General features: G+C 70.7%; 6 protein-coding genes. 5 read left to right on the plus strand and 1 reads right to left on the minus strand.

Annotated features, from left to right (window positions below):
• Positions 1 to 425: methylmalonyl-CoA epimerase (gene mce, locus DLJ58_RS00985; RefSeq protein ID WP_124853422.1), on the minus strand; the 425-nt coding region annotated here is incomplete at its 3' end.
• A gap of 61 nt (positions 426 to 486) precedes the next feature.
• Here mce and DLJ58_RS00990 point away from each other — a divergent pair.
• From DLJ58_RS00990 to icmA, 5 genes are all read left to right on the plus strand, one after another.
• Positions 487 to 1,686, plus strand: coding sequence for an acetyl-CoA C-acetyltransferase (locus DLJ58_RS00990; RefSeq protein WP_124853423.1), 1,200 nt, complete (start codon positions 487 to 489; stop codon positions 1,684 to 1,686).
• Positions 1,687 to 1,741: 55 nt separating this feature from the next.
• Positions 1,742 to 2,743, plus strand: a complete 1,002-nt coding sequence (meaB, locus tag DLJ58_RS00995) for a methylmalonyl Co-A mutase-associated GTPase MeaB (protein ID WP_124853424.1) — start codon at positions 1,742 to 1,744, stop codon at positions 2,741 to 2,743.
• Between the two features lie 116 nt (positions 2,744 to 2,859).
• Complete coding sequence (locus DLJ58_RS01000; protein WP_124853425.1) at positions 2,860 to 3,270, plus strand: Asp23/Gls24 family envelope stress response protein; 411 nt, start codon at positions 2,860 to 2,862, stop codon at positions 3,268 to 3,270.
• A gap of 87 nt (positions 3,271 to 3,357) precedes the next feature.
• Complete coding sequence (locus DLJ58_RS01005; RefSeq protein ID WP_124853426.1) at positions 3,358 to 3,615, plus strand: hypothetical protein; 258 nt, start codon at positions 3,358 to 3,360, stop codon at positions 3,613 to 3,615.
• Positions 3,616 to 3,905: 290 nt separating this feature from the next.
• The coding region (gene icmA / locus DLJ58_RS01010) for a coenzyme B12-dependent isobutyryl-CoA mutase large subunit (protein WP_124853427.1) at positions 3,906 to 5,577 on the plus strand (1,672 nt) is incomplete at its 3' end.

Raw genomic sequence — 5,577 nt, forward strand, 5'->3', positions numbered from 1 at the left:
TCCTTGGGGTGGACGAAGTTGATCCGGCTGTCCGCGGTACCACGCCTCGGAGCGTCGTAGAGCAGGCGCATGCCGCGCTCGCGTAGCGCCGCGCAGGCCGCGTCGATGTCCACCACGGTGTACGCGACCTGCTGCACGCCCGGCCCGTTGCGGTCCAGGAACTTCGCGATCGTCGACTCGGGGGTGAGCGGGGCGAGCAGTTGCACGCAGCCACCCTCCGTGGTCGGTCCGACGGCCAGCATCGCTTCCCGTACGCCCTGCTCGGTGTTGGTCTCCACGTGTACGCAGCGCATCCCGAACGTCCGCTGGTAGAAGTCGATCGCGGCGTCCAGGTCGGCCACGGCGATCCCGACGTGGTCAATCTTGCGAAGCCCGATGTCTGTGACGTAGTCCGCACCGGGCTCGACGGGGGAGTTCTCTGCCATGGCGCTAGTCTGGCCGAACAATCGTTAAGGCGTACAGCTCGGCACCCCTTCGGAGGCAGGCATGGCTTCGGTGATCGTCAGCGGCGCGCGGACCCCGATGGGCCGGCTGCTGGGCAACCTCAAGGACCTCCCGGCCACGAAGCTCGGCGGGATCGCCATCAAGGCGGCGCTGGAGCGTGCCGGCGTCAGCCCGGACCAGGTCCAATACGTGATCATGGGCCAGGTGTTGCAGGCCGGCACCGGTCAGATCCCGGCTCGGCAGGCGGCGGTCGAGGCCGGCGTGCCGATGTCCGTGCCGGCGCTGACCATCAACAAGGTCTGCCTCTCCGGCCTGGACGCGATCGCTCTTGCCGACCAGCTGATCCGGGCCGGCGAGTTCGACATCGTGGTGGCCGGCGGCATGGAGTCGATGACCAACGCCCCGCACCTGCTGATGGGCCAGCGCACCGGCTACAAGTACGGCGACGTGGTGGTCAAGGACCACATGGCACACGACGGGCTCAGCGACGCCTGGGACTGCTGCTCGATGGGCGAGTCGACCGAGCGGCTCGGCGCCAGGCACGGCATCTCCCGCGCGGAGCAGGACGCCTTCGCCGCCGCCAGCCACCAGCGGGCCGCCGCCGCGCAGAAGAACGGCCACTTCGCCGACGAGATCGCCCCGGTGGTCATCCCGCAACGCAAGGGTGACCCGCTGGTGATCACCGAGGACGAGGGCATCCGCCCGGACACCACCGCCGAGTCGCTGGCCAAGCTGCGCCCCGCCTTCGCCAAGGACGGCACCATCACCGCCGGCAGCTCGTCGCCGATCTCCGACGGTGCCGCCGCCGTGCTCGTGATGAGCAAGGCCAAGGCGAAGGAGCTGGGGCTGACCTGGCTGGCCGAGATCGGTGCGCACGGCAACGTGGCGGGCCCGGACAACTCCCTGCACTCGCAGCCGTCCAACGCCATCAACCACGCCCTGAAGAAGGGTGGCCTGAGCGTTGCGGACCTGGACCTCATCGAGATCAATGAGGCGTTCGCGCAGGTCGGTGTCCAGTCCACCCGGGACCTCGGGATCAGCCCGGACAAGGTCAACGTCAACGGCGGCGCGATCGCGCTGGGGCACCCGATCGGCATGTCCGGCGCGCGTCTCGTACTCACCCTCGCCCTGGAGCTGAAGCGGCGCGGCGGTGGCACCGGGGCGGCCGCGCTGTGTGGCGGCGGCGGCCAGGGCGACGCGCTGATCATTCACGTGCCGGGCAAGGCCGAGACGGACCAGTGAGCGCGAGGAGTGAGCCGGTCCTGCGAGCCCCGCAGTCGCGAACAGGGATGGCGCAGTGAGCGAGGCTGAGCACGTCCCGGCAGCGGGCACCACGTCGGTGCGCCGCAGCCGGGACGTACCGCTGCTGGTCGAGCGGGCCCGCACGGGCGACCCCCGCGCGGTGGCTCGCCTGATCACGTTGGTGGAGAACGGTGACGCGCTGTTGCCGGAGATCGCCGCGGCGCTGGCGCCGTACGCCGGGCAGGCCCAGGTGGTCGGGCTGACCGGTTCACCAGGGGTGGGCAAGTCGACCACCACGAACGAGCTGGTCCGCGCGCTGCGGGCGCGCGGGCACCGGGTGGGCGTGCTGGCGGTCGACCCGTCCAGCCCGTTCACCGGCGGAGCGATCCTCGGTGACCGGGTGCGGATGCAGGACCACGCCACCGATCCGGGCGTCTACATCCGGTCGATGTCCAGCCGGGGGCACCTCGGCGGGCTGGCCGCGGCCACGCCGCAGGCGGTCCGGGTGCTGGAGGGCGCCGGCTGCGACGTGGTGCTGGTCGAGACGGTCGGCGTCGGGCAGGCCGAGGTGGAGGTCGCCTCGCTCGCCGACACGACGCTGGTGCTGCTCGCACCCGGGATGGGCGACGCGATCCAGGCGGTCAAGGCCGGCATCCTGGAGATCGCCGACGTGTTCGTGGTCAACAAGGCGGACCGGGACGGCGTCGATGCCACCGTCCGTGACATCCAGGGCATGATCGCGCTCGGTGAGCGCGGGCCGGGGCAGTGGCGGCCTCAGGTGGTCCGGTCGGTCGCCGCCCGGGGTGAGGGCATCGACGACATCGCCGCCGCCATCGACAAGCACCGGGGCTGGCTGGTCGAGCACGGCGAGCTGCGCCGCCGCCAGGAGGCGCGGGCCGCCGCCGAGATCGAGGCGATCGCGCTCGGCACCCTCCGCGCCCGGATCGGCTCACTGCGCGACGGTACGGAGTTGGCCACGCTCGCCGCGAAGGTGGCCGAGGGCGGCCTCGATCCGTACGCGGCGGCGGACACTCTGCTCGCCCAGCTCGCCCGCTGACTGTCCACGCGGGACACCTCCGCGCCACCGCGCCCTTGTAGGCTCGCACCGCCCTACGGCGGTGGGGCCCGGTCGGTGAGCCGGCGCGGCGGCGTGAGATGCAGGGGGAGTGGCACATGGACCACGAGGCGACGCAGGAGATGGGCGCGATGAGCTCGGCGGCCGGCGGGAGGACACAGGTCTCCGACGAGGTGGTCGAGAAGATCGCCGTCGCGGCGGCCCGCGCGGTGCCCGGTGTGGCCGAGCTGGGTGGGGACGTCGCCCGATTCTTCAACTCCGTCCTCGACCGGGTCGGGCTGGACCAGGTGGGCGACGCCCGGCGGGGCTGCTCGGCCCACGTGACCGGAGATGCCGCCGTGGTCAACCTGGTGCTGGTGATCCAGGCCGGGCAGCTGGTACCGGAGATCACCAGTCAGGTGCGGGCCCGGGTCACCGAGGCGGTCGAGGCGTACGGGCTGCGGGTTGACGAGGTCAACATTCGGGTCGACGACGTGGCGATGGGCCCGCCCTCGGCCCCGACGGCCTGACTTGGGTGACGCCGGCGTGCTCCGGTGGGTGCCCTAAGCTCCTGGCGTCAAGATCCTCAATAGAGGGTCCATCGGGATGGAGTAAAGATGCCGAAGATTCTGCGTCGTCCGCGCCGCCGCACCCTCATTGCTGCTGCCGCCCTGGCCGGCGGCATCGTGCTGGGCACCGCGTCGCCCGCTCTTGCGGACTACAACAGCCCGATGTACCCGACGATGTCGGCGTGCAAGGCGGCCCGGCCGACGTACGTCTCGTCGTGGACGTCGCCCCAGCAGTGCTGGCCGATGTACAACAACAACGGCACCGTTGTGGTTGGTTACCAGTTCCTCGTGAAGACCCGTTACTGAGATCAGTCTCGTGACCTCGGGTGGCGGTGGGCAGCAGGTGGCCGTCGTCGGGGAATGACTGGCGTCCGTCGTGCCGCCGGGGTCCCCTCGCGCCGGTGCGGCGGTGGCAACGGCCACCGTCGCACCGAAACCGGCAAGAGTCGGACGCCGGGCGATCCGCGGACTCGGCCTGCGCGCTCCGGAGTGGGGGTCAGCGCACGTTACTCGCCGGTACGGCCTGACTTAGCGATCGTTCAGGTAGGGGCCTTACACTCGACGTGCAGTCGAGGACCCGAGGAGGAGCCCTGCTCATGGACGCCGACGAGATCGACGCCGGACGGGCGCGCTGGCAGGCCCGGTACGACGCCGCGCGCAAGCGGGACGCGGACTTCACCACGCTCTCCGGGATGCCGGTGGAGCCGGTGTACGGGCCGCCGGAGGGCGCCACCTATCCGGGCTTCGAACGGATCGGCTGGCCGGGCGAGTATCCGTACACCCGGGGCTTGTATCCCACCGGTTACCGCGGTCGGACCTGGACGATCCGGCAGTTCGCCGGCTTCGGCAACGCCCAGCAGACCAACGAGCGCTACAAGATGATCCTCGGCGCCGGCGGCGGCGGGCTCTCGGTGGCGTTCGACATGCCGACGCTGATGGGCCGCGACTCGGACGACCCGCAGGCGCTCGGCGAGGTCGGCCACTGCGGCGTGGCCATCGACACCGCCACCGACATGCAGGCACTCTTCGACGGCATCGACCTGGCCGGCGTGACCACCTCGATGACCATCTCCGGTCCGGCCGTGCCGGTGTTCTGCATGTACCTGGTCGCCGCGGAGCGGCAGGGCGCCGACCTGTCCAAGCTGGACGGCACCCTGCAGACCGACATCTTCAAGGAGTACATCGCGCAGAAGGAGTGGCTCTTCGACCCGGAGCCGCACCTGCGCCTGATCGGCGACCTGATGGAGTACTGCGCCCGGGAGATCCCGCGCTACAAGCCGCTGTCGGTCTCCGGCTACCACATCCGTGAGGCCGGCTCGACCGCCGCGCAGGAGTTGGCGTACACCCTGGCGGACGGCTTCGGCTACGTCGAGCTGGGCCTGTCGCGTGGGCTGGACGTGAACGTCTTCGCGCCGGGGCTGAGCTTCTTCTTCGACTCGCACCTCGACTTCTTCGAGGAGATCGCCAAGTTCCGCGCCGCCCGTCGGATCTGGGCCCGTTGGCTGCGTGACGTCTACGGCGCTACCAGCGAGAAGGCCCTGTGGCTGCGGTTCCACACCCAGACCGCCGGGGTGTCGCTGACCGCACAGCAGCCGGTCAACAACGTCGTACGCACCGCCGTCGAGGCTCTCGCGGCGGTGCTCGGCGGCACGAACTCGCTGCACACCAACGCGCTGGACGAGACGCTGGCGCTGCCCACCGACGAGTCGGCCGAGATCGCCCTGCGTACCCAGCAGGTGTTGATGGAGGAGACCGGTGTGGTCAACGTGGCCGACCCGCTCGGCGGCTCCTGGTACGTCGAGGCGCTGACCGACAAGATCGAGGCCGAGGCGGAGGAGATCTTCGCCCGGATCCGGCAGCTCGGCGGGGACGGGCCACACCAGATCGGCCCGATGACCTCGGGCATCCTGCGCGGCATCGAGGACGGCTGGTTCACCGGGCACATCGCCGAGTCGGCCTTCGTCTACCAGCAGGCCCTCGAAAAGGGCGACAAGAAGATCGTCGGGGTCAACTGCCACACCGGCACGGTCGCCAAGGAGCTGGAGATCCTGCGCATCTCGCACGAGGTGGAGCTGGAGCAGCGCCGGGTGCTCGCCGAGCGCAAGAGCGCGCGGGACGAGTCAGCGGTCCGAGCGGCGGTGACCCGGATGATCGAGGCGAGCCGTACCGACGAGAACATGATCCCCGCCATGCTCGACGCGGTCCGCGCCGAGGCGACCCTGGGCGAGATCTGCGACGCCCTGCGCGCCGAGTGGGGCACCTACCGAG

The organism is Micromonospora arida (assembly GCF_003857035.1).
Lineage (GTDB): Bacteria > Actinomycetota > Actinomycetes > Mycobacteriales > Micromonosporaceae > Micromonospora > Micromonospora arida.

What these genes read in the sequence shown, in the direction of transcription:
- DLJ58_RS00990 (WP_124853423.1), top strand. Translation starts at nt 487, where the DNA reads ATGGCTTCGGTGATCGTCAGCGGCGCGCGGACCCCGATGGGCCGGCTG.
- DLJ58_RS01000 (WP_124853425.1), top strand. Translation starts at nt 2,860, where the DNA reads ATGGACCACGAGGCGACGCAGGAGATGGGCGCGATGAGCTCGGCGGCC.
- DLJ58_RS01005 (WP_124853426.1), top strand. Translation starts at nt 3,358, where the DNA reads ATGCCGAAGATTCTGCGTCGTCCGCGCCGCCGCACCCTCATTGCTGCT.